22 protein-coding genes are annotated in these 24,940 nt (G+C 65.6%); 17 read left to right on the top strand and 5 right to left on the bottom strand.

The window, feature by feature from the left end; translation table 11 throughout:
* Positions 1 to 105: 105 nt before the first annotated feature.
* Positions 106 to 426 carry an ElaB/YgaM/YqjD family protein gene (locus tag BLV20_RS20735; RefSeq protein WP_092304346.1) on the top strand — a complete coding sequence of 107 codons (321 nt, stop codon included), beginning with the start codon at positions 106 to 108 and terminating at the stop codon, positions 424 to 426.
* 80 nt (positions 427 to 506) lie between these two features.
* Here BLV20_RS20735 and BLV20_RS20730 read toward each other — a convergent pair whose 3' ends face one another.
* Together BLV20_RS20730 and BLV20_RS20725 are read right to left on the bottom strand one after the other, a co-directional pair.
* Positions 507 to 1,544, bottom strand: coding sequence for an Ldh family oxidoreductase (locus BLV20_RS20730; RefSeq protein ID WP_092304345.1), 1,038 nt, complete (start codon positions 1,542 to 1,544; stop codon positions 507 to 509).
* A gap of 229 nt (positions 1,545 to 1,773) precedes the next feature.
* Positions 1,774 to 2,043, bottom strand: coding sequence for a PepSY domain-containing protein (locus tag BLV20_RS20725; protein WP_092304344.1), 270 nt, complete (start codon positions 2,041 to 2,043; stop codon positions 1,774 to 1,776).
* 153 nt (positions 2,044 to 2,196) lie between these two features.
* Here BLV20_RS20725 and BLV20_RS20720 point away from each other — a divergent pair, with 153 nt between their 5' ends.
* The gene (locus tag BLV20_RS20720) at positions 2,197 to 3,198 is read left to right on the top strand and encodes a FecR family protein (protein ID WP_092304343.1); all 1,002 of its coding nucleotides are present in this window, start codon (positions 2,197 to 2,199) and stop codon (positions 3,196 to 3,198) included.
* A gap of 52 nt (positions 3,199 to 3,250) precedes the next feature.
* Here BLV20_RS20720 and BLV20_RS20715 read toward each other — a convergent pair whose 3' ends face one another.
* Complete coding sequence (locus tag BLV20_RS20715) at positions 3,251 to 5,599, bottom strand: bifunctional acylase PvdQ (RefSeq protein ID WP_092304342.1); 2,349 nt, start codon at positions 5,597 to 5,599, stop codon at positions 3,251 to 3,253.
* A gap of 312 nt (positions 5,600 to 5,911) precedes the next feature.
* On the opposite strand from BLV20_RS20715, the gene BLV20_RS20710 reads away from it, so the two are divergent.
* Entirely contained in the window at positions 5,912 to 6,292 is a 381-nt protein-coding gene (locus BLV20_RS20710) for a fe2+ zn2+ uptake regulation protein (RefSeq protein ID WP_092304341.1), read from the top strand.
* Positions 6,293 to 6,308: 16 nt separating this feature from the next.
* On the opposite strand, the gene BLV20_RS20705 is transcribed toward BLV20_RS20710, so the two are convergent.
* Together BLV20_RS20705 and BLV20_RS20700 are read right to left on the bottom strand one after the other, a co-directional pair.
* Positions 6,309 to 6,497, bottom strand: coding sequence for a hypothetical protein (locus BLV20_RS20705; RefSeq protein ID WP_092304340.1), 189 nt, complete (start codon positions 6,495 to 6,497; stop codon positions 6,309 to 6,311).
* A gap of 331 nt (positions 6,498 to 6,828) precedes the next feature.
* Positions 6,829 to 7,359, bottom strand: a complete 531-nt coding sequence (locus tag BLV20_RS20700; RefSeq protein ID WP_092304339.1) for a hypothetical protein — start codon at positions 7,357 to 7,359, stop codon at positions 6,829 to 6,831.
* 531 nt (positions 7,360 to 7,890) lie between these two features.
* Between BLV20_RS20700 and BLV20_RS20695 the strand changes: the two genes are divergently transcribed.
* From BLV20_RS20695 to BLV20_RS20630, 14 genes are all read left to right on the top strand, one after another.
* The gene (locus tag BLV20_RS20695) at positions 7,891 to 8,346 is read left to right on the top strand and encodes an SRPBCC family protein (protein ID WP_092304338.1); all 456 of its coding nucleotides are present in this window, start codon (positions 7,891 to 7,893) and stop codon (positions 8,344 to 8,346) included.
* 136 nt (positions 8,347 to 8,482) lie between these two features.
* On the top strand, positions 8,483 to 10,285 hold the full coding sequence (locus tag BLV20_RS20690) for a copper resistance system multicopper oxidase (RefSeq protein WP_092304337.1): 1,803 nt from the start codon (positions 8,483 to 8,485) through the stop codon (positions 10,283 to 10,285).
* Entirely contained in the window at positions 10,282 to 11,220 is a 939-nt protein-coding gene (locus BLV20_RS20685) for a copper resistance protein B (protein ID WP_092304336.1), read from the top strand. Before BLV20_RS20690 ends, BLV20_RS20685 begins: the two co-directional genes overlap by 4 nt.
* Positions 11,221 to 11,271: 51 nt before the next feature.
* Positions 11,272 to 11,655, top strand: coding sequence for a copper homeostasis periplasmic binding protein CopC (gene copC / locus BLV20_RS20680; RefSeq protein ID WP_092304335.1), 384 nt, complete (start codon positions 11,272 to 11,274; stop codon positions 11,653 to 11,655).
* 3 nt (positions 11,656 to 11,658) lie between these two features.
* A complete protein-coding gene (gene copD / locus BLV20_RS20675; protein ID WP_092304334.1) occupies positions 11,659 to 12,573 on the top strand; it encodes a copper homeostasis membrane protein CopD in 915 nt (304 codons plus the stop codon).
* 254 nt (positions 12,574 to 12,827) lie between these two features.
* Positions 12,828 to 13,277: a DUF411 domain-containing protein gene (locus tag BLV20_RS20670; protein WP_092304333.1), complete on the top strand. Its 450-nt coding sequence runs from the start codon at positions 12,828 to 12,830 to the stop codon at positions 13,275 to 13,277.
* Positions 13,274 to 13,711 (top strand): YqaA family protein, encoded by a 438-nt coding sequence (locus BLV20_RS20665; RefSeq protein ID WP_092304332.1) that lies wholly within the window; start codon positions 13,274 to 13,276, stop codon positions 13,709 to 13,711. Before BLV20_RS20670 ends, BLV20_RS20665 begins: the two co-directional genes overlap by 4 nt.
* 138 nt (positions 13,712 to 13,849) lie before the next feature.
* Entirely contained in the window at positions 13,850 to 14,860 is a 1,011-nt protein-coding gene (locus BLV20_RS20660) for an alpha/beta fold hydrolase (RefSeq protein WP_092304331.1), read from the top strand.
* A gap of 21 nt (positions 14,861 to 14,881) precedes the next feature.
* A complete protein-coding gene (locus tag BLV20_RS20655) occupies positions 14,882 to 15,835 on the top strand; it encodes a D-2-hydroxyacid dehydrogenase family protein (protein ID WP_092304330.1) in 954 nt (317 codons plus the stop codon).
* A 486-nt stretch (positions 15,836 to 16,321) separates the two neighbouring features.
* Positions 16,322 to 17,890 (top strand): glycogen synthase GlgA, encoded by a 1,569-nt coding sequence (gene glgA, locus BLV20_RS20650; RefSeq protein ID WP_092304329.1) that lies wholly within the window; start codon positions 16,322 to 16,324, stop codon positions 17,888 to 17,890.
* Between the two features lie 12 nt (positions 17,891 to 17,902).
* On the top strand, positions 17,903 to 19,702 hold the full coding sequence (treZ, locus tag BLV20_RS20645) for a malto-oligosyltrehalose trehalohydrolase (RefSeq protein ID WP_092304328.1): 1,800 nt from the start codon (positions 17,903 to 17,905) through the stop codon (positions 19,700 to 19,702).
* Positions 19,699 to 21,780, top strand: a complete 2,082-nt coding sequence (malQ, locus tag BLV20_RS20640; RefSeq protein WP_092304327.1) for a 4-alpha-glucanotransferase — start codon at positions 19,699 to 19,701, stop codon at positions 21,778 to 21,780. The genes treZ and malQ overlap by 4 nt, the downstream gene beginning before the upstream one ends.
* Positions 21,777 to 24,569, top strand: coding sequence for a malto-oligosyltrehalose synthase (locus tag BLV20_RS20635; RefSeq protein WP_092304326.1), 2,793 nt, complete (start codon positions 21,777 to 21,779; stop codon positions 24,567 to 24,569). The genes malQ and BLV20_RS20635 overlap by 4 nt, the downstream gene beginning before the upstream one ends.
* A 21-nt stretch (positions 24,570 to 24,590) precedes the next feature.
* On the top strand, positions 24,591 to 24,896 hold the full coding sequence (locus tag BLV20_RS20630; protein ID WP_092304325.1) for a DUF2934 domain-containing protein: 306 nt from the start codon (positions 24,591 to 24,593) through the stop codon (positions 24,894 to 24,896).
* Positions 24,897 to 24,940 lie beyond the last annotated feature (44 nt).

Below are 24,940 nucleotides of genomic sequence, written 5' to 3'. Positions count from 1 at the left end.
GGTTTTCCCGCTGGCATGGCGCCGGGGCGGAAAAATAGCTGCAACTTTTCGTCGCCCCCGCGACTCCATTGTTCAACCCATCACTGACCTGCAAGGAGTAACGCAATGGCTCGTAAAACTGCCGCGCAAGCGGCTGACGATCAAATCAAGGACCAGGCATTCAGCGAGCTCCAGGCGCTGATCGAGGAGTCCGAAAAGCTCCTGAAAAGCAGCGCGTCGCTGGTGGGCGAGGAAGGTGAAAACCTGCGCCAGCAGGTCGGGATGAAGCTCAAGCAGGCGCTGGACTCGGTGTCCAGCGTGCGTGAACGCAGCAAACCGATGGTACAAGCCACCGAGCAGTATATCGGCGGCCATCCGTGGCAGACCGTGGCCATTTCCGCAGGCCTGGGCCTGCTGGCGGGCCTGTTGCTGGGGCGTCGTTCGTAACAAGCCTGGCCGTCCACGGCTGGAAAAAGGACCAGGCCGGCACTTTGCCGGCCTGGTCCTTTGCATTCTGGAAGCGTGTTCTAAAGCCCTGCCAGCTCGCGCAACTGCCTGAGCTCCGCGGCGTCCAGGGCAATGCCCTCGCGCAGGGACTTCTCCCGCTGGCGATGCCGACGATCCCCCGGCAGGCGCTTGAGCCCCACGCCGTGCATCTGCCGGATCAATTCCTGGCTGCGCTCGGCAAAATTCTGCCCGGCGCCCTTGCTCGGATCGATGACGATCAGCAACTGGCCAGTCCAGGGCGTCTTCGCGCCGGGATGGTTGGACCAGTCGAACTCGAACGAGAAGTTGCCGCCGGTCAGCGCCGCCGCCAGCAGCTCGACCATCATCGACAGCGCCGAGCCCTTGTGGCCGCCGAACGGCAACAGCGCGCCGCCTTCGAGAATCGCTTTGGGGTCGTCGGTGGGCTGGCCGAGGCCGTCCACGCCCATGCCCGGCGGCAGGCGTTCGCCCTTGCGCGCGGCGATCTGCACGTCGCCATGGGCAATGGCGCTGGTGGCCAGGTCGAAGACAATCGGGTCGCCACCGGCCTGGGGCGCGGCGAAGGCGATCGGGTTGGTACCGAACAACGGCCGATCGGCGCCGTGGGGCACCACGCAAGTCATGCTGTTGACCACGCTCAGGGCAACCAGCCCTTCCTCGGCGAAGGGTTCGACGTCCGGCCACAGCGCGGCGAAATGATGAGAGTTGCGGATGGCCAGGATAGCGATCCCGGCGCTGCGCGCTTTCTCCACCAGCAGCGGGCGTGCCGCCGCCAGCGCCGGCTGGGCGAAACCGTTGCCGGCATCGACCCGGACAAAGGCCGGGGCTACGTCTTCGACCACCGGCACGGCCTGGCCATTGACCCAGCCACTCTTGAGGGTCGATACGTAGCCGGGCATACGGAACACACCATGGCTGTGCGCGCCGTCACGCTCGGCGTTGGCACAGTTCTGCGCCAGGCTGCGCGCCACTTCGGCGCTGGTGCCATGGCGCAGGAAAATCGCTTCCAACAGTTTCACCAGCGCCTCGAGCGACAAGTGTTCACGCGGTGTTTCAACAGCCAGGGGCGATACAGACATCTGGAGCTCCGGATTAATTATTGGAATGGGCTACAGCGTATGAGGTGCACATCGGTGAGTGCGCCCGGCGATTAAACAACGCTTTGCGCGCGCTCTGTCAACCTCGGCCACGGCCTTGCACAGGCGATGCCGGGACAACGTCGACAGGAACAGCTGGATCAGGCGGGGATGGCGCGCCGCAAGCGCGCCAGGGCAGGCACCGGCGCGGAGCCGGCGCCGGGAGGGGGAGTCAGTCTTTCTGGTCGCGCACGACATTGCCCGAGGCACCGTCGATACGGAATTCGTAGACCACGCCGTCGGATTTACGGCCTTCGCCTTCCCAATAGCCGTTGCTGTCGGCTTCGATCTTGTAGATCTCGATGTAGCCGGCCTTGGTCTTGGCTGTCTCGATGGCTTTTTCGATCGTCACCCAGCCGGCCCCCGGACGGTCGGCCAATGCCGCGCCGGCACTGAGCAAAGTGGCAGTGGCAACGACGGCGGCCAATGTATTTTTGATCATTTTTCACTCCATCTGTGGATATTGCTTGCAAAAGTCCCGTTTTTTTAGGGCATTGGGGCAAAAAATAAGTTCCACTTTGATATGCATTAGCCATGACTGCGGTTCTCCAAGCCTGGCTGCGAAGGTTAGAATGCGCGAAACCAGGAAGAGCCAATGAGCGAAAAGCACCTCACAGAAGCCGAATACGACGCCATTACCGATGCCGCCGCGCACTGGTGCATGCGCCTGCATGCCGCGGATTGTACGGCCGCCGAGCGCCAGGCCTTCGAGCAATGGCGCGATGCCCATCCGTTGCATGCCTTCGAATACGAAGCGATGCAGGAAATCTGGGAAGTCGCCGACCACCTGCCACGCACCCAGACCGCCAACGTCCTGCCCCTGACGGCACCGCGCAGGTCCTGGCGCGTCTACGGCATAGCCGCAGCGGTCAGCGCCATGGCCTTGCCCCTGGCGGCCTACAGCGGCTGGAGCCTGGGCTGGCTGCCCTCCTCCTACGAGCGTTTCCAGGCCGACGGCAGCGTGCGCCAGGTCACCCTGGCCGACGGTAGCCAGGTCGAACTCAACCTCGGCACCGAGCTGAGCTACAGCAATTACAAGGACCAGCGCCAGGTCAGCCTGAAAAAAGGCGAAGCCTTCTTCAAGGTCAGCCACGACAGCAGCCACCCGTTCGTGGTCAAGGCGGCCAGTGGCGAAGTCCGCGTCACCGGCACCCAGTTCAACGTCTGGATGTATGAAGATCAGGTGCGCGTCACCCTGCTCGAAGGCTCGGTGCTGGTGAACAGCGACAACCATCACCCCGATGGCGGCTTCCGTCTCGATCCGGGCATGCAGGCAAGCTATCGCCAGGGCGACTACCAGCCACAGATCAGCCAGACCTACACCGGCGACAGCTCCCTGGCCTGGCGTCACGGCAAGCTGGTGCTGGACAACCTGGCGCTCGGCGAAGCCCTGCCGCTGATCAATCGCTACCTGAGCACGCCGGTGATGCTGGCCGACAGCGCCACGGGCAACATCCGTGTCGGCGGCATCTACGACACCACCGCGATCAAGAGCCTGGTAACCACGCTGCCCAAGGTGCTGCCGGTGTACCTGACCCGCAACCAGGACGGCAATCCGGTGATCAATTCGCTGCCAGGCACCACGCCAAAAAGCTGAAGGCCGCAACCCTCGCGGGTGCGGCCTTCGCTTGACGCCAGGTTGAACGTGCCTACTGGGTCGCGACCTTGCGCAGCCGATCATCCGCTTCATGGATCACTTGCAAGCGGTACTGCGGATCCGCCTGGATCTGCTGCTCGGTAAAGGGCAACACACTCCACTGTTTCTTCGAGAACGCCTCGGTCTGGTCCCGCGAGTGCGGCGACGCCGGGTCGCTGGACAGCGAAAACGCCAGCAGGCCCTGGGCCCGCGGCCCCTGGTCATCGAAAGTCACCACTTGCAGGTAGCTGGTGCCGCTGACCACTTCACGCTTGCCGTCGGCCCCGAGCACGCTCTGGATCGCGTTGTACACCCCAAGACTGGCCGGTCCGCCGTGGATCGGCGTTTGCTGGCCGCCGCTGCTGGCCACCTGGATATCGCCCCAACGGCTGTCGGCCTTCAGGCCCGACTCGGCCACCTGCCTGGCCGAGGCCAGCATCGCCTCGCGCAGCGCCTTGGCGACCGGCGGCCGATCGATCGCCAGGCCACGCGGGGTGTGCTGCGGGTCCTGCGCATTGAACGCCACGCGCCAGCGATCGCCGACGGCCTCCAACTGCTTCATGACATTCTGGAAATGCACGAAACCCAAGCCGCTCTGCAGGTTGGCGCTGCGGTCCCAGGCCTTGAGGCTGGCACACAGCGGCGCCAGGGCCTGCGCATCGCTGCCCAGGTCGGCCGCGCAGAACTGCAGCAGGTCCGGCATGACCTGCCCGGCCAGATACACCTGATCGTCCATCACCATGTGCTTGAGGTCGGCAGCGCTCAGCGCCTTGGCCGGGCCCGTTGCGTTCAAGCGCTCCAGGGCGAAACGCGCGCGCGGCCCCAGCGGCAGGTCCTGCTGGCTGATCAGCGGCGAGAAGCCTTGCAGCGGCGCAGCCGGGTTGACCATCCACGCCGAGTCATTGGAGTTCTGCACGTAATCGCCGCGCAGCAGTTGCGGCAACTGGCTCGCCGGGTAGATGCCCTTTTGCGCGGCGGCCGGGTCGATGTCCCAGGCGCAGGCGCTACGGGAACCGTCGAGGACGATCAGTTGCGTGCCGATCCGCGGATCGCTGCAGCGCGCGAGCTTTTCCGCGCTGACGTTGGGCACCACCGACTGGTTCATGTACAGGGTCTGGCCCTGGTCATCCACCGCCAGGGTATTGACCCAGGGAATGCCCTGCAGTTGATGCACCGAGGCCTGCAGTTCCTTGAGGCTGGCGGCCTGGTTCATCGCGTACCACTGTTGCAGCACCCGGTCGTTCTCCAGGTTGGCGTCACGCAGGCTGTAGGCGAACCGGTTGTCCCAGTCCAGCTTGCCGGGCCACTGCACCACCGGCCCGAACACCGAGCTGTAGACGGTATGGCCGATGCTCGCAAGCTGGCCGTCCGCGCCCTTCACCTTCACGCTGAGCGTCTGCTTGTCCAACGGCAGCGACTTGCCGTCGAGCAGGTAACGGGTCGGGTCCTTGGGGTCCAGTTGCAGGCGGTACAGGGTGAAATGCTTGGAGGTGTCGACCGTATGGGTCCAGGCCAGGTGCTGGCTGAAGCCGATATTGATCAGCGGCAGGCCCGGCAGCGCGGCGCCCATGACATCCAGCTTGCCGGGAATGGTCAGGTGCATCTGATAGAAGCGCATGCCGCCCACCCACGGGAAATGCGGGTTGGCCAGCAACATGCCGCGGCCATTGAACGAACGCTCGTGCCCCACGGCCACCGCATTGCTGCCCCGGTCCAGGGCGAAACGCTGGCCGCGGGCATCCGCCTGGGCAAAGGCCTGGGCCGACTGCTCGAGCCGGGCCGTGGCGGATGGCGGTGTCGCCCCCACCAGGGCCTCGACGAACTGGCCGACGCCCCCTTCCACCAATAGCCGACGGGTCAGCTTGACCAGGTCCAGGGCGGTCAGCGGCCGCACCCAATCCCCCTGGCACTGCTCCGGCAGGCCGCGGGCCTGGCGTTCGGCCAGGGCACGGTTGTAGCCGGCGACATAACCTTCGATCAGCTGTCGCACCTGCGGCGTCTGTGCCTGCCAGAAGCCGAACACCGCCTGGGGCGTGTTCAGCCAGTTGAAAAACAAGTCGCTGGCCAGGTTCTCGCGACGCTCATTGGTTTTCTGCTGCGGGCCAAAATACTTCGAGCGCTCGCCATTGACCGTCAGCACCTCGTTGGCCAGCAGGCACAGGTTGTCCTGGGCGTAGGCATAGCCAATGCCGTAGCCCAGCCCGCGTTCGTCGGTGGCACGAATGTGCGGGACGCCAAAGCCGGTGCGGCGAATATCGGCACTCGCCTCGCCGGACGGTACCTCGCGCGCCTGCGCCGCAAGGCTCAGCCCGAGAAACACGCCCGCAAGGCAAAACCTGGGTAACTGCCTGGAAATAATCACGCCGACTCCTGATCGAAAAAAGCCGAACCCGGGCCGGCGCGCGATGCGATCAGCACACAGGAACACGGATTCCAGCCTGGAAAAGAACGGCGCCGCCCGGCATCAGCCAAGGCCCGCCTGCCCTTACAGACGAAGTCGCGCAAAAAAATTTAACCCCGCGGGCCCAGGCCGTAAACTCCGGCCAACCTGGGGATGACAAAGGCATCACAATTTTCCTACAACTGATTTTTCATGATTTGCGCCGCTCGTTCGTCTAGTTATATGAGAGCACCCATCATTTTCCTGATCAGGCGCTGAAAAGGAGTTTTTTGCATGTACGACCCGCAACTGCCAACGGATGGCCACACCGCACAACCCGCGTCCTCCCTGAACGCCGGCTCCGGTGTTTTCGGCAAGCACGCCGAGCGCAACCGCAACGAGCGCATCAGGCACCTGCTCAAGAGCTTCGGCCTGCGCACCAGCCTGATCCGCCTGAAAGTCATCGATGCCTTGCTACAGGCAGCCGAAAGCCACCGCACCATGGGCGTGCGGGGAATTCACAGTCATTTGCTGGAGCTGGATATTCCGCTGTCGTTCCTCAGCGTGCGCGAGGTGTTGAAGCGGTTGTGCAGCGAAGGGGTGATTACCCTCAATGCCGACAAGAGCTTCAGCCTGCATCAACAGGCTGAAGCCATACTCGACGGCCGCAACTGAGGCCGTCGGGAGTCTCTCAAGGCTTGACCTTGCGCCGCATCACGCCATTGATGATTACCACGGTCACCGCCACGCCAATGGCGATGTACTGGAACATTTTCTCGGTAATCATCCCGGCGTTCTGCAGGTAGGAAAGGCCAAGCATGATTCCCAGTACCACCAGGGAAATCACAATCGAATAGATCAAGCGTTGCTTCTGGGTCATTACGGATTCCTGAATCTGAAAAGTGCAGCCTGTAAAGGTATCGACCTTGTATCGAAACAAATGCCGACCGCCTGCCGGGCATCGGGCCGGGCGCAGGCAAACGGGGCCTCATGGTACAGCCGCGCAAGAGTTTTCGCTGCATCGTGGCGGTTTAAAACCCCGGAGCCCCCGGGCGGTTGCGAGGACGACGTCCGCCTCGCCGCAGACGCCCGGCCCTGCCATTTGCCGGCGAGCCTTCGCCAAAGCGATGCCGGTCTTGCTCGATCGGTAAACAACCGGCAACAAAAAGGCCCTCGACCGGTGTCTCGGTCGAGGGCCTTTTTTTGTTGCCTCACGCCTTGGCGGAGTGATTCTTGTCGGTCACCGTGGTGCCGTTGCCCTTGCCGTAGCTTTGCAGGTTCTGCAGCACGTAGATGGCTTTCTTGTACTCGGGGATCAGGTAGTTGGCGTACTTGTTGCCCTTGAGGTTATTGGTCTGGATGGTGTCCAGCTGGATGGCGAAATACTCCAGGGCGTTGAACTTGGCCTCCGGGTCCTTCTGCACGCCGAAGCGGTCGAACTTGTCGCCGGCGTTGAGCAGGGTCATCGCCGTCACGTCGCTGATCAGGCCTTTTTCCTTGAGGAACGTGCTCATGTTGCCCAGTTGCTTGGCGCTGACGTTCTCCGGATCGAAGCCCTTGATCTGCTTGTGCAGCTTCATTTCGTCCATCTTGAACACGTTCAGCGCCAGCGGGTTCTGGCCGACCAGGGCGAGCATCTGCTTGACCTTGGTGCTCTGGCTGACCGCCTTGCCCCGCCCGGCGCTCTCTTGCACCAGCAGACCGGCCTTGCTGGTCCAGCCACCGACATTTCCGATTGTCATAAAAAAGACTCCTGTGTACCGGTTTTCAACCGCTTCCCTGCACATGCGCCACTTTTTTAGAGGGTGATGCAAGTTCAACTAACGGGTGTCTGAAAAACCTGATTGAGAGAATAACAATGGCCGGAGTATCGGCGCGCCCCGGCGTTGCTCCAATAAATATTTCAGCTTTTTACAATTCTCGTACATTTACGATACAAACGCCTGGAAGCCGCGGTTTTGCTAGCTGAAACAATTGTTTAACAATCGCGCCCGGAGTAACCAAGCCGCAATTCGCAGTGCCTTATGGACCATTTGGTTAGTTACGATCGATGGCGTCTTGGGGGCTTTGTGGCGGCATCTTGTGGAGATCTTTCATGACCTTGCCAAGCGGCGGCCCGGTCCCGCGGGCCAGCCCTCGTCGATGGCCTGTCCAAGGGTTGCATCGCCGGCTTGCCGAGGGTGGCTGCAAGGGCTGCTGCGCGGTCGACCGGTCGGCGTGTGGAGTGCCCGCGGAGAACTATATTTGATGCTCCAATCACAAGGAGGTGCATCATGGGACAACGTCAGCAGCACCTGGTCGATGAACTCATTACTCATGAGCTCTACATCGACGCACCGATCGATACCGTCTACTACTACGTGACGCAGCCGGATCGCTGGAGCGAATGGCACCCCTCTTCCCTGCACGCCGACACCGGCCTGGCCGGCTCCTTGCCGGCGGGGCATCGCTTCAGCGAAACCATCGACTTGCTCGGCCTGCAGATCCAGATGAGCTGCCGGGTGCTGGTCGCGGTATTCCCCAAGGAATTCAAGTGCGTGTTCAGTTCTGCGCCGGTGGACGGCTCGCTGCACTATCAATTGCGCAAATACGGCGATGGCACCCTGTTCAAACGCACCCTGCACTATTCCACCGATCTCAACCTGAGCAGCTTGCGCACCCGCATCGAGCAATTGTCCGAGCGGGCCCTGGCGAACCTCAAGCACACCCTGGAAGAGGCCGCGCGCTGACCCTGTCGCCAAGCTCTGCAGCAGGGTCCGAGGCGCTAGCTGACAAATCTGTAATGTTGGCCTCAGTTTCCTGACAGCCCCGGCTGCTTAAGGTCACCTCATACCTGACATACCAGGATCGAGGGAGCCTTGGGGCATGCACGTAAAACCCACACGACGCACTTTCATCAAGGGCCTGGCCGCCGGCGGCGTCCTGGCCGGCAGCGGGCTGTGGCAGCAGCCGCTCTGGGCACGCAGCGACGACGGTCAACTGCCCGCCCTCAGCGGCCAGCAGTTCGACTTGTTCATCGGCCAATCCCAGGTCAACTACAGCGGCACATCCCGCACCGCGATGACCATCAACGGCGGCTTGCCCGGGCCGCTGCTGCGCTGGCGCGAAGGCGACACCGTGACCATCCGGGTACGCAACCGCCTTGAGCAGGACACCTCGATCCACTGGCACGGCGTGATCCTGCCGGCCAACATGGACGGCGTGCCGGGCCTGAGCTTCCACGGCATCGCCCCGGGCGGCCTCTACGAATACCGCTTCAAGGTCCGGCAGAACGGCACCTACTGGTACCACAGCCATTCGGGCCTGCAGGAGCAGGCCGGGGTTTATGGCCCGCTGGTAATCGAGGCCCGCGAGCCGGAACCTTTCCAGTACGACCGCGACTACGTGGTAATGCTCAGCGACTGGAGCGACGAGGCGCCCGAGCGCCTGATGCATGTGCTGAAAAAGCAGTCCGGCTATTACAACTTCCACAAGCGCACGGTCGGCGACTTTATCGAGGATGTCAGCCGCGATGGCTGGGCGGCCACGCTCGCCGATCGCAAGATGTGGGCACAGATGAACATGAGCCCCACGGACCTGGCGGACGTCAGCGGCCATACCTACACCTACCTGATCAACGGCCAGAGCCCGGGCGGCAACTGGACCGGGCTGTTCAAGCCCGGTGAAAAACTGCGCCTGCGCCTGATCAACGGCTCGGCCATGAGCTACTTCGACTTGCGCATTCCCGGCCTGAAAATGACCGTGGTCGCCGCCGACGGCCAGTATGTGCAGCCGGTCAGCGTCGACGAACTGCGCATCGCCGTGGCGGAAACCTACGACGTGCTGGTCGAGCCCGGTTCGCAAGAGGCCTACACCCTGTTCGCCCAGTCCATGGACCGCAGCGGTTATGCCCGCGGCACCCTGAGCCTGCGTCCGGGGCTGAGCGCGCCCGTGCCGCCGCTGGACCCTCGCCCGCTGATCAGCATGGCCGACATGGGCATGGATCACGGCAGCATGGCGGGCATGGGCGACATGCCCGGCATGGATCACAGCCAGATGCAGGGGATGGACCATAGCAATATGCCCGGGATGGACCACAGCGCCATGGCCGGCATGGACCACGGCAGCATGGCGGGCATGGGCGGCGCCATGCAGGCTCACCCGGCCTCGGAGGACGGCAACCCGCTGGTGGACATGCAGACCATGAGCCCGACACCGAAACTCGCCGACCCGGGCATCGGCCTGCGCGACAACGGGCGCCGGGTGCTGACCTACGCCGACCTGCGCAGCACCTTCGAAGACCCGGACGGGCGCGAGCCGAGCCGCACCATCGAGCTGCACCTGACCGGGCACATGGAGAAATTCGCCTGGTCGTTCGACGGCATCAAGTTCAGCGACGCCGAGCCGCTGCGCCTGACCTATGGCGAACGGGTGCGCATCACCCTGGTCAACGACACCATGATGACCCACCCCATCCACCTGCACGGCATGTGGAGCGATCTGGAAGACGAACAGGGGCGCTTCCTGGTACGCAAGCACACCATCGACATGCCGCCCGGCAGCAAGCGCAGCTACCGGGTGACCGCCGATGCCCTGGGGCGCTGGGCCTATCACTGCCACCTGCTGTTCCACATGGAGATGGGCATGTTCCGCGAAGTACGAGTGGACGAAGCCGGGGGGGCCGCATGATGCCGAAAAATACCCTGACCCTGCTCGCCGCCCTGCTCGGCCTTGGCGCCGGCACGCTGCAGGCCGCCCAAAGCATGGACCACGGCGGCATGGATCACTCGTCCATGCCGGCCTCCTCCATGCCCTCCATGCAAGACGCTCCCATGCAAGGCATGGACCACGGCCAGATGACCGGCATGGACGGCGAGCCGCTGCAAATGATGACGCCCGCCGCCCCCACCCGCAGCCGCACGCCAATCCCCGAACTGACCGACGCCGACCGCCAGGCGGCCTTCCCGCCGGTGGCCGGCCACGGCGTGCACGACAAGGCGATCAACTCGCTGTGGCTGTTCGATCGCCTGGAATACCAGGACGCCGACGACGGCAGTGCCCTGGCCTGGGAAATGAATGGCTGGATCGGCGGCGACATCGATCGGCTGTGGCTGCGCAGCGAGGGCGAGCGCAGCAACGGCCGGACCGAAGAGGCCCAGATCGAAGCGCTCTGGGGCCATGCCATCGGCCCCTGGTGGGATGTGCTCGGCGGCGTGCGCCAGGACTTCAAGCCCGGCGCGCCGCAGACCTGGGCCGCCCTCGGGCTGCAAGGCATGGCCCTGTACAACTTCGAAAGCCAGGTTACCGCCTACCTCGGCGAAGGCGGCCAGAGCGCCCTGCGGCTCCAGGCCGAATACGACATCCTGCTGACCAACCGCCTGATCCTGCAGCCCATCGCGGAGGTCAACCTGTACGGCCGGAACGATCCGCAGCGGGGCATCGGCTCGGGGCTTTCCGAGTCGGAAGTCGGCCTGCGCCTGCGCTATGAGCTGCACCGCCAGTTCGCGCCCTATGTCGGCGTGACCTGGAACCGCAGCTACGGCAAGACCGCGGACTACGCCCGGGAAGAAGGCGAAGACCGCAGCGAAGCCCGGCTGGTGCTTGGCGTGCGCCTGTGGTTCTGACCCCCGTCCATAATTAGAAAACACCGCGGCCAACGCCGCCTGGAGCCTTGCATGTCCTACCTCAAGCATCTCGTTATCGCCGTCGCCCTGGGCGCCGGGCTGTCACTCGCCGGCGTCGCCCAGGCGCACCCCAAGCTGTTGGCCTCGACTCCGACCGAAGGCGCCAAGGTCGCGGCGCCGGCGAAAATCGAACTGCAATTCTCGGAAAAACTCACCACCCAGTTTTCCGGGGCCCGGTTGTTGATGACCGGCATGGCCGGCATGAGCCACGCGCCAATGGCGGTCAAGGCCAGCGTGGCTGGCGGCAGCGACCCAAAGAGCATGATCATCACCCCGGCCGCCCCGCTCGCGGCGGGCGCTTATAAAGTCGAATGGCGGGCGGTGTCCGCCGATACCCATCCGATCACAGGCAGCCTGACCTTCGAAGTCAACTGAGCCATGGGCGAACTCCTCAACGTCGCCTTGCGCTTTGCCTTGTACCTCGACCTGCTGCTGTTGTTCGGCCTGGCGCTGTTCAGCCTTTACGGGCTACGCGATGCACAGGGCCGCTGGCGTTTTCGCCAGCCAATGGCCTTGGCCCTGGTGTTGGGCGTGCTGCTCTCGGGTGCCACCCTGCTGCAACTGGCGCTGTCGATGAGTGGCGCCACCCGCCTTGCCGAACTGGACCCGGCGCTGTTGCCGATGCTGGTGCTGGAGACCGATGTCGGCCACAGCTGGTTGCTGCGCCTGACCGCTCTGCTGCTGGGGGGCCTGCTGCTTGCGTCCAGCGGCGGTTGGCCGAGGTTCACGCTCGGCGGCCTGAGCCTGTGTACGGCGCTGGCCCTGGCGAGCCTGGCCTGGAGCGGGCACGGGGCGATGGACGAAGGCAGCCGGCGCTATCTGCATCTGGGCAGCGACATTCTCCACCTGCTGGGGGCCGGCGCCTGGCTGGGGGCGCTGGCGGCCTTTGCCTTGCTGCTACGCGACAGGTCCTGCGCCGGCGAACAACAGGTGCGCCAGTTGCTCGACGCGCTTAAGCGTTTTGCCGGCCTGGGCACGCTGATCGTGGTCTGCCTGAGCCTCAGCGGGGTCGTCAATTACCTGTTGATCGTCGGTCCGGACCTGGCGCCCTTGAGCGCCACTACCTACGGCTTGCTGCTCAGCCTGAAGGTGGCGGTGTTCGCCCTCATGCTGGTGTTCGCCGCCTTGAACCGTTTTCAATTGGTGCCGCAGCTCGAGCAGGGGCTGCGCCAAGGCTCGCCCAAAGCGGCGCTGGCCGCCTTGCGCCGCAGCATGTGCCTGGAACTGTTGGCGGCCCTGCTGATTCTCGGCCTGGTGGCCATGCTCGGCATCCTGAGCCCGGCTCCCGAATGACCACGGAAATGATGCGACCGCTATCGCGGGCAAGCCTCGCTCCTACAGAGGCGCGCACATTTTCTGTAGGAGCGAGGCTTGCCCGCGATAAACGATAACGCGGCATAACGGACAAGCCCCGGCGTCCGGATGACCAGCACTTGGTATAACGTTGAAACACAAGCGCCGCGCCGCGCTCGAGAAAAGTAGCAAAATACGCCAGCCTGCTGGCCCAAGACCGTGCCCCTCGGAGCACCCCTGATGAGAGATTCCCTATGAACACCACCCTGCGCCTGGCCGCCCTGTCTGCCCTGCTCGTCGGCTCCCTGGCCCAGGCCGCCGACCTGATCCCGATCGACGTGCACCGCGACGCCAACTGCGGTTGCTGCAAAAAATGGATCGAGCACCTGCAAGCCAACGGCTTCAAGGTCAATGACCACGTCGAAAGCAACATGAGCGAAGTCAAGCAACGCCTGGGCGTGGCCCCGCGCCTGGCGTCCTGCCACACCGCGGTGATCAACGGCAAATTCGTCGAAGGCCATGTGCCGGCGGACCAGGTGCTGGCCCTGAGCAAGCGCGACGACCTGCTCGGCGTCGCCGCGCCCGGCATGCCCATGGGCTCGCCCGGCATGGAAATGGACGGCATGCCCGCCGACGCCTACCAGGTCATCGGCCTGACCAAGGATGGCAAGGACGTGGTGGTCGCGGACTACCCGGCCCATTGATCCTCGCCGCCTTACTCGGCCTGTTCCTGGCAGCCTTTGGCGCCGCCACCCTGCTGCCGCTGCAATCGGAGGCCGTGCTGGTGGGCCTGCTGCTCAACGGCCAGTTCAGCCTGTGGCTGCTGCTGGCCGTCGCCACCCTCGGCAATGTCCTCGGCTCCCTGGTGAACTGGTGGCTGGGCCAGCGCCTGGAACACTACAAGGAGCGCCGCTGGTTCCCCGTCAGCCCGCGCCACCTGGATACAGCCCGCAGCCATTACCGGCGCTACGGCCATTGGTCGCTGCTGCTGAGCTGGCTGCCGATCGTCGGCGACCCGCTGACATTGGTGGCCGGGGTCATGGGTGAACCGCTCAAGCGCTTCCTGCTGATCGTCACCCTGGCCAAGGGCGCGCGCTACGGCGTGCTGGCCTGGATGACCCTCGGCTGGGTCGCTTGAACCCGCTGGAACACCCCCCTGGCAGCGCAAAAACATGCACACCCAAGGGAACGTTTCGCCCGGGCCATGGCCTTTGCCTATTAATGTCGCCCTAATCGCGCCGTTCCAGGATCGGCCATCGCCTTGTGGAGTCGCTTGATGTCCCGCTCATACCTGCGCTGGTTACCCGGCCTGCTGCTGACCACCGCCCTGCCTGTCCTGGCCGCCGAAGGCCCGGCCTACGGCCCGGAGCTGCAAGGCTTCGACTATCCCTACCCGCTGCAGCACTTCGCCTTCGAGTCCCAGGGCCAGGCTGTGCAGATGGGCTACATGGACGTACCGGCCAAGGGCACGCCCAACGGTCGCAGCGCGGTGCTGATGCACGGCAAAAACTTCTGCGGCGCGACCTGGGACACCTCGATCAAGGCCCTGAGCGACGCCGGTTACCGGGTCATTGCCCCGGACCAGATCGGTTTCTGCACTTCAAGCAAGCCTGAGCACTATCAATACAGCTTCCAGCAACTGGCGCAGAACACCCGGCAACTGCTCGACCAGCTGGGTATCCAGCAGGTCAGCCTGCTGGGCCATTCCACCGGTGGCATGCTGGCCACCCGCTACGCCCTGCAATACCCCGAGCAAGTGCAGCGACTGGCGCTGGTCAACCCGATCGGCCTGGAAGACTGGAAGGCCCTCGGCGTGCCCTACCGCAGCGTCGACCAGTGGTACGCCCGCGAGCTCAAGCTGTCGGCCGAAGGCATCCGTAACTATGAACGCACGACTTATTACGACGGCCGCTGGAAGCCGGAATTCGAGCGCTGGGTAGACATGCTCGCCGGCCTCAACAAGGGGCCCGGGCACACGCGGGTGGCGTGGAACTCGGCGCTGATTTACGACATGATCTTCACCCAGCCGGTGTACTACGAGTTCAAGGACCTGAAGATACCGACCCTGCTGTTGATCGGCACCTCCGACACCACGGCGATCGGCAGCGACATCGCGCCGCCGGCGGTCAAGGCGCGGATCGGCCGTTATCAGGTCCTGGGCAAGCAGGTGGCCGGGCTTATCCCGCACTCGACCCTGATCGAGTTCCCGGGCCTGGGCCACGCCCCGCAGATGGAACAACCGGCGCAATTCCACCAGGCCCTGCTGGGCTGGCTGCAAACCCCTTGATGCGTGTTCCCCGGAGCCTCCATGAGTGTGCAGATCGCGGTAATCGATGACTGGCAGGACGTTGCCCGTGACGTCGTGGACTGGTCGGCGTTGGCCGGTATCGGCCAGGTCAGCTTTATCCATGACTACCCCAGCGACACCGCCGCCATGAGCGAGCGCCTGGCGCCGTTCGAGGTGATCTGCGTGATGCGCGAGCGCAGCCGTTTCGACGCGCAGCTGCTGCGCAGCCTGCCGCGGCTCAAGCTGTTGCTCACCGGCGGCATGCGCAATGCCGCCATCGACCTGGCGGCCGCGGCTCGCCTGGGCATCCAGGTGTGCGGCACCGACAGCTACAAGCATGCGGCGCCGGAGCTGACCTGGGCGTTGATCATGGCCCAGACCCGCAACCTGCTCAGCGAAGCCAGCGCCCTGCGCGCCGGCCTCTGGCAACAGGGGCTGGGCGGCGACCTGCATGGCAAGACCCTGGGCATTCTCGGCCTGGGCAGCATCGGTCAGCGGGTGGCGCAGTTCGGCCAGGTGTTCGGCATGCGGGTGATCGCCTGGAGCCAGAACCTCACCGCCGAACGCGCCGCGGCGGCCGGCGTGACCTATGTCGACAAGCAGCAACTGTTCGAACAGGCCGACGTGCTCTCGGTGCATCTGGTGCTCAGCGAACGCAGCCGCGGCCTGGTGGATGCCCAGGCGCTGGCCTGGATGAAGCCCACGGCCCTGCTGGTCAATACCGCCCGCGGGCCGATCGTCGATGAAGCGGCGCTGATCACCGCCCTGGAACGCGGGCGCCTGGCCGGCGCGGCACTGGACGTGTTCGAACAGGAGCCGCTGCCCATCGACCACCCCTTGCGCCGCTTGCCCAATGTGTTGGCCACGCCCCATGTCGGCTATGTCAGCCAGCAGAACTATCGGCAGTTCTTCGAGCAAATGATCGAGGACATCCAGGCCTGGGCGGCCGGGCAGCCGATCCGCCAGCTGGGCTGAACCATCGCAGGGCATCGCGCCAGCGCTGCCCTGCACCATCATCGGGCGCCGGCGGTCCGGCCCCGCACCGCGCGCTTGCATCGCTTCATCGCCTGGCTCCCGGGGCGAAAAAACCTCGCCCTCCGCCGGTGCGCGAAACTGCCTTTCGTCGGCTTTATTCCAGGGCAGCGCAACCTCGCCGCAGAGAAAACCTAATCGTCATGCCCCCGCTCTAACTTCTGTCCTAGACTGGAATTCGAAAAGTGACCAGGCAGTCACTTTGATTGAAAGAAAGTCGAAACTTTTGGCTCGCGCCTTGGGTCAGGTTAAAGGTAGGGCCAGCGCGGCTGGTGCAATCCTTGCAATGGCCCGTTCATCCTCTTCGCGTCGACGCATGAGGCTGCGTTCGGCTTTTGCATGCGCAACGCTTTTTTTGCCCGGCCACGGATAGGCCTTTTGATACGCCGGCCCGATGCCAGGAACAGATCAATAAAACGGGAGAAACTGATGACCAGTGCCGTATTGCATACCCAGGGAAAGCATCCTCTGCCGCTGGCCGGTGAAACGGCCCCCACCTCGATTCCCACCCCTGGTGGCAAGACGTCACTGCCGTTGGTCCGCCACAACCCCAATCGCAAGAAGGTCCTGTTCGTCACTTCGGAAATCGCCGACCTGGTCAAGACCGGCGGCCTGGGCGACGTGTCGGCCGCCCTGCCCCGCGCCATGGCGCAACTGCATGACGTGCGCGTGCTGATCCCCGGCTACGCGCAGGTCATGAACAGCGAAAACCCCATTCATGTAATTGGCGAGCTCGGTGGCCACGCGGCCCTGCCGGCCTGCAAGATCGGGCGCATGGACATGCCCGACGGCCTGGTGATCTATGTGCTGATCTGCCCCGAACTCTACGAGCGCGAAGGTACCCCCTATGGCGCCAACAACGGCCGCGACTGGCCGGACAACCATATCCGCTTCGCCCGCCTGGGCCTGGCCGCCGCCGACATCGCCGCCAACCTGGCGCAGATCCACTGGTGCCCGGATCTGGTGCACGCCCATGACTGGCCCGCCGGGCTGGCACCGGCCTACATGCACTGGCGCGGGCAGCGCACGCCGACCCTGTTCACCATCCACAACCTGGCGTATCAGGGCGTGGTCAGCCTGGCCTCCTGCCCGGAACTGGGCATCCCCGAACACGCGCTGCAACAAGAAGGCATGGAGTTCTACGGCAAGCTGTCGTTCCTCAAGGCCGGCATGGCCTACGCCAGCCACATCACCACCGTCAGCGCCACCTATGCCCAGGAAATCACCACCCCGGCCTTCGGCTGCGGCCTTGATGGTTTCCTTGCCAGCAAGACCCAGCAAGGCCTGCTCAGCGGCATCCCCAACGGCATCGACGAAAGCTGGGACGCCGCCACCGACCCGCACCTGTTCACGCCCTTCAGCATCGGCGACTGGCGAGGCAAGGCGGCCAACGCCGCCCAGGTGCGGCAGATGTTCGGCCTGGACGACAGCAGCGGCCCGTTGTTCGCCGTGGTCTCGCGGCTGGTCTACCAGAAAGGCCTGGACCTGACCGAGGCAGTGGCCGAATACATCGTCAAGTCCGGCGGCCAGATCGCGATCATCGGCCGCGGCGAGCCGGAGGAAGAACAGGCCATGCGCGCCCTGGCCGCGCGTTTTCCCGGGCGCATCGGGGTGAACATCGGCTTCAACGAAACCGACGCCCGACGCATGTTCGCCGGCAGCGACTTCCTGCTGATGCCCTCGCGCTACGAGCCCTGTGGCCTGAGCCAGATGTACGCCCAGCGCTTCGGTTCGCTGCCGGTGGCGCGCAATACCGGCGGCCTGGCCGACACCATCGAGAACGGCGTCACCGGTTTTCTCTTCGATGAGTCGACCGTGCAAAGCTATAAAGAAGCCCTGGGCCGCGCCTTCAAGGTGTTCGCCTATCCGCAGCTGCTCAACGCCATGCGCTGCCGGGCCATGTCTGCGCCCTTCAACTGGTGCAAGGCGGTGGAACCCTACGCCGAGCTCTATGAACAGCTAGTGGCCAAGGCCCTGGGAAAATCGGCGAAACCCTGAGAGGGCCACGGGATGCCGACAAGGACTCTGGAAACCTGGCACCACGGAGCCGTCCCCCTCGACGCCGAGCGCACCCGCTTCGCCCTCTGGGCACCGGATGCGCAGCATGTCAGCCTCGAACTGGAAAACGCTGTCTCGCTGCCCATGCTGCCCCGGGCCAACGGCTGGTTCATGATCGTCGGCCGCTGCCCGCCCGGTACCCGCTACCGCTTCAACATCGACGATGAAATCCATGTACCCGACCCGGCGTCCCGCGCGCAGGAGGGCGACATCGACGGCCCCAGCCTGGTGGTCGATCCCCGCGCCTATCGCTGGCGCCATCCGCATTGGCAAGGCCGGCCGTGGCACGAAGCGGTGATCTACGAGCTGCATGTGGGCGTGCTCGGCGGCTACCGCGCGGTCGAGGAACAGCTACCGCGCCTGGCCGAACTGGGTATCACCGCCATCGAGCTGATGCCCCTGGCGGAATTTCCCGGCGAGCGCAATTGGGGCTACGACGGCGTCCTGCCTTACGCGCCGGAGGCCTCCTACGGCTCGCCCGACGACCTCAAGCGGCTGATCGACAGCGCCCACGGCCTGGGCCTGGCGGTGATTCTCGATGTGGTCTACAACCACTTCGGCCCCGACGGCAATTACCTGCACCGCTATGCCAAGGGCTTTTTTACCGAAGACCGGCACACCCCCTGGGGCGCGGCCATCGACTTTCGCCGCCGCGCGGTGCGCGACTTCTTTATCGACAATGCCCTGATGTGGCTGCTGGAATACCGCTTCGACGGCCTGCGCCTGGACGCGGTGCACGCCATCGGCGACCCGGACTTCCTGCGCGAACTGGCGCACCGGGTACGCCGCCAGGTCGCCCCGCCGCGGCAAGCCTGGCTCATCCTGGAAAACGAAGACAACCAGGCCAGCCTGCTGCAAGAGCATTTCGACGCGCAGTGGAACGACGACGGGCACAACGCCCTGCATGTGCTGCTGACCGGAGAAACCGACGCCTATTACGCCGACTTTGCCCAGCAGCCCACCGAAAAACTGGCCCGCTGCCTGAGCCAGGGCTTCGCCTACCAGGGTCATGTCACGCGCCACGGCAACGCCCGCGGCGAACCCAGCGGCCACCTGCCGCCCAGCACCTTCGTGCTGTTCTTGCAGAACCACGACCAGATCGGCAATCGCGCCTTCGGCGAGCGCCTGGCAAGCCTGGCCGAGCCACGGGCGCTGCGGGCGGCCACGGTGCTGTTGCTGCTGTCGCCGATGATTCCGCTGCTGTTCATGGGCGACGAACTGGCCGCCACACAACCCTTCCTGTATTTCACCAGCCACCACGGCGAGCTGGCGGATGCCGTGCGCGAAGGCCGGCGCAATGAATTCGCCGACTTCAGTGCCTTTGCCGACCCGCATGAACGCGAGCGGATTCCCGACCCGAACGCGCCCGAGACCTTCCTCGCCTCACGGCCGCAAGCCGACCCGGCCGAGGGCGAACAGACCCAGGCGCTGTATCGCCGGCTGCTGCAACTGCGCAGCGAACACCTGGTGCCACACCTGCCCGGCGCCACGGCCCTGGGCGCCGAGGTGCTGGGCGAAGGCGCGCTCTGCGCTCGCTGGCGCCTGGGCAATGGACAGGAATTGCGCATCGACCTCAACCTGGGCGCGCGCCAGGTCGAGCAGCAACAGCCACCGAGCACGGCGCAGATCCTGTTCGAATACCCGGCCCAGGCTTTCGAACTGTTGCGCCAAGGCACTCTCGCCCCCTACAGCGCGCTGGTCAGCCTTGGCACAGTCGCCCCCACGCCAGACCTTGACGGAGAACACCGATGAGCGACGCGCAACTGGAAATCCTCGCCAGCCGGGCCGGCCTGGCCGTCGACTGGATCGATGCCAACGGTCAGCCGCAACGGGTCGCGCCGCGGGTGCTGCGAGCCGTGCTGGCCAGCCTCGGCCACCCGGCCGACAACGACCGGCAGATCGAAGCCAGCCTGCGCCAGCTGCTGCAGGTGCAGCAGAGCCGGCAACTGCCGCCGCTGCTGACCGCCGATGCCGGCCAGGGCCTGGACCTGGGGCACTACTTCGCCCCCGACACGCCCTGCGAGATCCGCCTGGAAGACGGCAGCGTGCTCAACCTGCGGCTGGACGCCGACGCCATGCTGCCGGGCCTGGTCCCGGTCGGCTATCAGCATGTCAGCATCGCCGACCAGCACTTCACCCTGGCCGTGGCGCCCGAGCGCTGCTACAGCGTCGCCGACGCGGTGGACCAGGCCACGCCCCGGGCCTGGGGCCTGAGCGTGCAACTGTATGCGTTGCGCCGCGCTGGCGATGGCGGTTTTGGCGATACCCAGGCACTGGAGAACCTGGTCCGGGTGGCGGGCGAACGTGGCGCCGAGGCCGTGGCCATCAGCCCGCTGCATGCCATGTTCAGCAGCGACAGCGGACGCTACAGCCCTTACTCGCCGTCCAGCCGGCTGTTCCTCAACAGCCTGTATGCCGCGCCCGGGACCATTCTTGGCGAACGCGCCTGGCGCAGCGCGATCGACGCCAGCGGCCTGGCGGCGCAACTGCATGAGCTGGAACACCAGCCGATGGTCGACTGGCCGGTAGCGGCCCAGGCCCGGCAGAAAGTCCTGCGCGCGCTCTATGAAGGCTTCTGCCAGGGCGAACACCCGCTGCACCAGGACTTCGCCAGCTTCCGCCACGCCAGTGGCGAGGCCCTGGAAAACCATTGCCGTTTCGAAGCCATCCAGGCCCAGCGCGCCGCCCGCGGCGAAAGTCTCGACTGGCGCGAATGGCCCGACGCCTGGCGCACGCCGAACAGCCCGGCGCTGGCGCACTTCGCCGAGGAGCATGCCGCTGACATTGGCTTCTATGCCTTCTGCCAATGGCTAATCGCACGCTGCCTGGAACGGGTGCAGACCACCGCCCGCAGCAGCGGCATGGGCATCGGCCTGATCGCCGACCTGGCGGTGGGCGCCGATGGCGGCGGCAGCCAGGCCTGGAGCCGCCAGGACGAACTGCTGGCGGCGCTGACCGTCGGCGCGCCGCCGGACATCCTCAATCGCCAGGGCCAGGGCTGGGGCATTTCCGCCTTTTCCCCGGAAGGCCTGGTGCGCAACGGTTTCCATGCCTTCATCGAAATGCTCCGGGCCAACTTCGCCCATGCCGGCGGCCTGCGCATCGACCACGTGATGGGCCTGCAACGGCTATGGGTGATCCCCCTCGGCGCCCCGCCCAGCGACGGCGCTTACCTGTATTACCCGGTGGACGACCTGCTGCGCCTGCTGACCCTGGAATCGCACCGGCACCAGGCGATCGTCCTCGGCGAAGACCTCGGCACGGTGCCCGACGGCCTGCGGGAAAAACTCAGCGCGCGGGCCATGCTCGGCATGCGCGTGCTGCTGTTCGAGCAGGAACACGGCACGCATTTCCGGCCGATCCTCGACTGGCCGGACAACGCCCTGGCCACCACCAGCACCCATGACCTGCCGACCCTCAACGGTTGGTGGCAGGGCCGCGACATCGACTGGAGCGCGCGCCTGGGCCTGGTGGACGCCAGCGGCGAAACCCATTGGCGCGAACATCGCCAGCGTGAACGCGAAGGCCTGCGCCACGCCCTGAGCCGCGACCCGCAAAATTTCCGAGAAGACACCCGCGAAGCCGACCAGGTGGTGGACGCCAGCGTGCGGTTTCTCGGCCATACCCGCGCGCCGCTGGTGCTGCTGCCCCTGGAGGACGCCCTGGGCATCGACGAACAGGCCAACCTGCCCGGCACCCTCGACAGCCATCCCAACTGGCGCCGGCGCCTGGCCGGCGACAGCGCGGCCTTGCTCGACGATCCGGACGCGGCGCGGCGCCTGGAACTGCTGGCCTGCGCCCGGCAACAGGCCCACGAGCGCGACCGATGAAGACCGCCAGGATCCCCAGCCAACCCGTGCGGGCCACCCTGCGCCTGCAGTTTCATCGCGGTTTCACCCTCGACGACGCGGTGCCGCTGGTGCCCTACTTCGCCCGCCTGGGCATCAGCCACCTGTACGCCTCGCCGCTGCTGTGCGCCCGCGCAGGCTCGATGCACGGCTACGACGTGGTCGACCCGACCCGGGTCAACCCCGAGCTGGGTGGCGAAGCCGCCCTCGGGCGCCTGGTCGGCAGCCTGCGCCAACACGGCATGGGCCTGCTGCTGGATATCGTCTCCAACCACATGGCGGTCGGCGGCGCGGACAATCCCTGGTGGCAGGACCTGTTGCGCTGGGGGCGCCTGAGCCCCTACGGCGAATTCTTCGATATCCAGTGGCATTCCCCCGACCCGTTGCTGGAGGGCCAATTGTTGCTGCCGTTCCTCGGCAGCGACTATGGCGTGGCCCTGCAGGAAGGCACGCTGACGCTGTGCTTCGATGCCGCGCAGGGCGAATTCCATGTCGAGCATTACCAGCATCACTTCCCGATCTGCCCCAGCGACTATGGCGAGCTGCTCAGGGTCCAGGGCGAACCCGACGCCGCGCTGGCCGAACGACTCAAGCAACTGGCCGACGCCTTCAGCACCCTGCGCTACCAGCCCGACGCCCATGCCCAGGCCGGCCCCTTGCACCGGCAATTGCAGGACGCCGCCCGCGAGCCGCGGGTCCGCGCGGCCATCGAACAGCACCTGGTGCTCTACGATTCGCGCCAGCCGCCAGGCTTCGCCCGCCTGCACGCCCTGCTGGAACAACAGGGCTACCGCCTGGCCAGCTGGCGCACGGCGGCGGACGACATCAACTGGCGGCGCTTCTTCGACATCAACGAACTGGGCGGGCTGCGGGTCGAGCGCCCGGCGGTGTTCGAGGCCACCCACGGCAAGATCTTCCAGTTGATCGCCGACGGCCTGGTGGACGGGCTGCGCATCGACCATATCGACGGCCTGGCCGACCCCCGCGGCTATTGCCGCAAGCTGCGGCGGCGGGTCGATGCCCTGCGCCCCGGCCAGCACTTGCCGATCTACGTGGAAAAAATCCTCGGCGCCGACGAAAGCCTGCGCCGCGACTGGGGCGTGGACGGCAGCACCGGCTATGAATTCATGAACCAGCTGTCGCTGCTGCAACACGACCCGCAGGGCGCCGAACCCCTGGCCGCACTCTGGAGCCGCTACAGTGAACGCCCGGCGGACTTCCTCGAAGAGGCCCGGCTGGCACGCCAGCAATTGCTCAACGGCTCACTGGCCAGCGACTTTGAAAGCGTGGCCCAGGCCTTGCTGCAAGTGGCGCGCAACGACGTGATGAGCCGCGACCTGACCCTTGGCGCCATTCGCCGCGCCTTGCAGGCGCTGATCGTGCATTTCCCGGTGTACCGCACCTACATCGGCGCCTGCGGGCGCTCGGCGGCGGACGAGGTGGTGTTCCAGCAGGCCCTGCAAGGTGCCCGCAACACCCTGGGCGAGGCCGACTGGCCAGTGCTGGCCTACCTGCAACAGTGGCTCGGCGGGTACGGCTGGCGGCAGCTGCCGCCGGGGCGCCCGCGCAAGGTCCTCAAGCATGCCTGCGTGCGCTTCCAGCAACTGACCTCGCCAGCGGCGGCCAAGGCCGTGGAAGACACCGCCTTCTATCGCTCGGCGGTGCTGCTGTCGCGCAACGACGTGGGGTTTTCCAGCGAACGCTTCTGCGCCCCGGCGGAGGATTTCCATGCCGCCTGCCGCGAGCGCCTGGCGACTTTCCCCGACAACCTGCTGGCCAGCGCCACCCACGACCACAAGCGCGGCGAAGATACCCGCGCGCGCCTGGCGGTGCTCAGCGAACTCAGCCCGTGGTATGTCGAACAGGTCGAGCACTGGCGCAGCCTGGCGCAACTGCTGCGCGGCGATCCGTTGGCGCCCGACGGCGGCGACGAGCTGATCCTCTATCAAGCCTTGCTCGGCAGCTGGCCGCTGCACCTGCGCAGCGACGACCACCCGGGCCTGCAGGACTATGCGCGGCGCCTCTGGGGCTGGCAGGGAAAAGCCCTGCGCGAAGCCAAGCTGCACAGCAGCTGGGCGGCGCCCAACGACGCCTATGAAAGCGCGGTACGCGACTTTATCGAGCGCCTGCTGCTCAGCGCCGAGGGCCTGCCGCTACGCAGCGCCATCGCCGCCGCCGTCCAGCTCATCGCGCCGGCCGGGGCCCTCAACGGCCTGGCTCAATCCTTGCTGCGCATGACGGTGCCGGGCGTGCCGGACCTGTATCAGGGCAACGAGTTCTGGGACTTCAGCCTGGTGGACCCGGACAACCGCCGCCCGGTGGACTTCGCCGCCCGACAGCAGGCTCTGGACCACCCCGGCGAAATCATGGAACTGTTGGCGAACTGGCGCGACGGGCGCATCAAGCAGGCCTTGATCGTCGCCACGCTGGCCCGCCGCAGCGAGTACCCCGAGCTGTTTCGCCGGGGCACTTACCAGGCCCTGCCGGTACAGGGCCGCCACGCCGGCAAGGTGCTGGCCTTCATGCGTGAACACCAGGGCCAACGCGCCGTGGTGATAGTGCCCAGGTTGGTCGCGCGGCTGCTGGAAAGCAGCGCGCAACCCTGGGTCGACGCGCCGGATTGGGGCGATACGCGAGTGCATCTACCGTTCGCCGCACCCGGGCAGAACCTGAAGGGACTTTTCTCCACGAGGGCAGTCACACCCCACAAGGATCTGACGATCAGCAGCGCATTGCGGGATTTCCCGGTCAACCTCTTCATCCAAACTTGAGTTCAGTTCAGGAGCATTGCGATGAGTACCGACGACAAACGCATTCGTGAGTTCGCCTATCAAATCTGGGAGTCGGAAGGCCGGCCCGACGGGCAGGAACACCGGCATTGGGAAATGGCCCGCAAGCTGGCCGAGGCCGAGGCCATGGCCCCAAGCACGCCGCCCAAGGCAACCCGTGCCGCCAGCCCCAAGCCAGCGGCAAAGCCCAAGGCCGCCGCCAAGCCCGCGGCCGCGGCGCCGGTGACGCCTCCCGGAGAAAAGGCCGCCGCCGGAGCCAGCAGCGCAGTGAAAAAGCCGCGGGCACCGCGCAAGCCACCGGCCCTCTGACGTCCTTGCCGCCAAGGCACCCGCGCGCCCCACCTTCGCCACCC

Origin of the sequence: Pseudomonas sp. NFIX28, assembly GCF_900107395.1 — a bacterium.
Taxonomy (GTDB): Bacteria; Pseudomonadota; Gammaproteobacteria; order Pseudomonadales; family Pseudomonadaceae; genus Aquipseudomonas.
The sequence above is the reverse complement of the archived record's forward strand: the minus strand, read 5'-3'. Positions and strand labels throughout refer to the sequence as shown.